At 29.3% G+C, this 2,506-nt stretch carries 2 protein-coding genes; both read right to left on the minus strand.

The window, feature by feature from the left end:
- Positions 1-313 precede the first annotated feature (313 nt).
- The gene (gene istB, locus BLV37_RS14695; protein WP_091733201.1) at positions 314-1,081 is read right to left on the minus strand and encodes an IS21-like element helper ATPase IstB; all 768 of its coding nucleotides are present in this window, start codon (positions 1,079-1,081) and stop codon (positions 314-316) included.
- Between the two features lie 5 nt (positions 1,082-1,086).
- On the minus strand, positions 1,087-2,304 hold the full coding sequence (gene istA / locus BLV37_RS14700) for an IS21 family transposase (RefSeq protein WP_091733204.1): 1,218 nt from the start codon (positions 2,302-2,304) through the stop codon (positions 1,087-1,089).
- Between the last annotated feature and the right edge of the window lie 202 nt (positions 2,305-2,506).

Genomic DNA, 2,506 nt, shown 5'->3' on the forward strand with positions numbered 1-2,506 from the left:
ACTATACTGTGATTTCTTCCCCATAAAAAATACCTCCAAGTAGATAATCTAATTTTAATTAATTAGACTGTCTACTTTGGAGGTATCATATCAATTGCTTGTAGGGGTTTTGTTTTCAGGCTCTAAATTAGTATTTAGTATTGACTAATGACTAATTTAGTGTTAATCTTTACACAAGATTTTTTAGAGATGAGCATAATTAATAAAATTTGACTAGAGAAACTTTAAAATTAAATATCAAATATATACTCATGTAAATGTCAATCCCAAAATGTATAATTTTTAGAATCTCAAAATGTACATTTATTAGAATTTAATTGTTACTACTTTTCTTTGATTCAAGCTGATCCATCTTATCCTTTAAACGATAAGAAGGACCAGTTATTTTTATTATTGTTGAATGGTGTATTAACCTATCTAGAATTGCATTAGCAAGGGTTATATCTGAAAATACTTCTCCCCACTTGCTAAATGGTTGATTAGTCGTTATTATTGTAGAATTCTTTTCATATCTCTTATTTATTAGCTGAAATAACAGATTTGCACCTTGTTTATCTATAGGTAAATATCCTATTTCATCTATAATTAGCAGCTTATACTTGGAAAAGTGCTTTAACTTGGCTTCTAATCTATTCTCTGCATGAGCCTTGTTTAGTTGCATAATTAGATCATGGCAGGATATGAAATATGTTATATATCTTTTTTTAGCTGCTGCAATTCCTAGTGCAACAGCTAAATGGCTCTTTCCTACCCCCGAAGATCCATAAAAAAGTATATTTTCTTTATTCTCTAGAAATCTTAAACTCTCCAAATCTAACAATTGAGCTTTATTTATTGATGGTTGGAAATCAAAATCAAAATCTTCTAGTGTCTTTTCAAAAGGAAAAGCAGATACTGCTATTTGAATCTTTGAAGCTCTATCATTTCTAAAATCTAATTCCTTTTCTGTCAAGTGTAATAATGCATCCGTAAATGGAATTTGATTTTTAGTTATTTCCTCTATATAGTTAGGTAAGTAACTTCTAAATTTCTCTAACTTTAAAGTCTCTAGATTATTAAGTAGTTTTGTATAGCTTGTCATATTAATCACTCCTCAAGAAAAATATCCATACTCTTTAAGTTGTTTTCAATGAATTCCTCAATCCTTTCATCAGAATAATGCTTAAGAGCATCTGAACGAAGTATTTCTTTTACATGCTCTTTTTTGTAATGAAGAATTTTATCAGATATCCTATGACAAGCAATTAAATCTTTTGTATAATAGATATATATTTCAGAATCAATTTCTGAAATTGTTGTATATTTACCAATATATTTGGTAGGTACAGAGTATTTTTTCCCTTTATACCTAATCATAGATTCTTTGGATACCTTGTACTCTTTTTCGTGGTGGAAATATGATAGAAGGACATCCATTTTAGGTAAAGGGTTTAAATACTCTTTCTCTTTTTTAAACCGTAATAAAGGAACTTCATTAGTTGCTTGTGATATCTCATTATTTATCTCCATATTAAATGTATTTACTATTGCTTCTAACTCTTCAAATGTATCAAATTCTTCGTTGTAAGGGGTTAATCTATCTACTAACTTTGCCAAGGTCTCTACCTTACCTTTAGTCTCTGGTCTATATGGCCTACAGGTTATTATTTCAAATCCAGCATCTATTGAAAAGTACTTAAATTTTTGATTAATAGCTACATTTTTAAAGGTTGTCCTACCCCTGTCAACAACAGAGGACATATTATCGAATAATATTTCTTTAGGAACACCACCAAAGTATTTAAAACCATTGGTTAAACACTCAAATAACGTCTCCTGAGTTCTGTCTACAGTTAATTTCAAATATTTAAGTCTAGAGTATCCTAGTACCATTAGAAATATATTAACTTCGAATATTTCACCATGTTTACTAACCATAGTTATGCTTTCTTTCCAATCTACTTGAGCCTGTAACCCTGGGCTTGTGTCAAATCTCAAGGTGGCTTTTTTGATCTCTGACTTCTTATGATCTTTTACAAAATTGTTAACTGTATGATAACCACCAGTGTAACCTTTCTTTTGAATGAACTTATATACAGACATTGAGGTAGAACCATAGTTATCTACTTTATCTATGATAGTTTCCTTGAAATCATCAATCTTACTCTTAAGATTTCTAGGTTTTCTAGTACCTGAACTAGGGTCGTTTAAATACCTATCAATTGTCCTTCTATCACAGTTAAATCTTCTAGCTAATTCACTCTTATTCAAGACATCAAAATCCTCCCCTATCAGCTTAATTTGGTTAAGTACATCTTTCCGCATAATATTACTCCTGTCACAGTTTTTTACAAATATTATACAAGAAAAAATGTACAAATTTGTACATTTTGAGATTCTAATTTTTGTTCATATTCATATTAACATTTACAACTCATCTAGAACAGACATAAAATAATAGGTTTTGTCTTGAAAATGGAAATTTTAAAAGAAAATAAAACAAAAAGTGCATAGCAAAGCTAAGGTT

It is taken from the genome of Proteiniborus ethanoligenes (assembly GCF_900107485.1).
In the GTDB taxonomy this organism is placed as follows: domain Bacteria; phylum Bacillota; class Clostridia; order Tissierellales; family Proteiniboraceae; genus Proteiniborus; species Proteiniborus ethanoligenes.

What these genes read in the sequence shown, in the direction of transcription:
- istB (WP_091733201.1), bottom strand. Translation starts at nt 1,081, where the DNA reads ATGACAAGCTATACAAAACTACTTAATAATCTAGAGACTTTAAAGTTA.
- istA (WP_091733204.1), bottom strand. Translation starts at nt 2,304, where the DNA reads ATGCGGAAAGATGTACTTAACCAAATTAAGCTGATAGGGGAGGATTTT.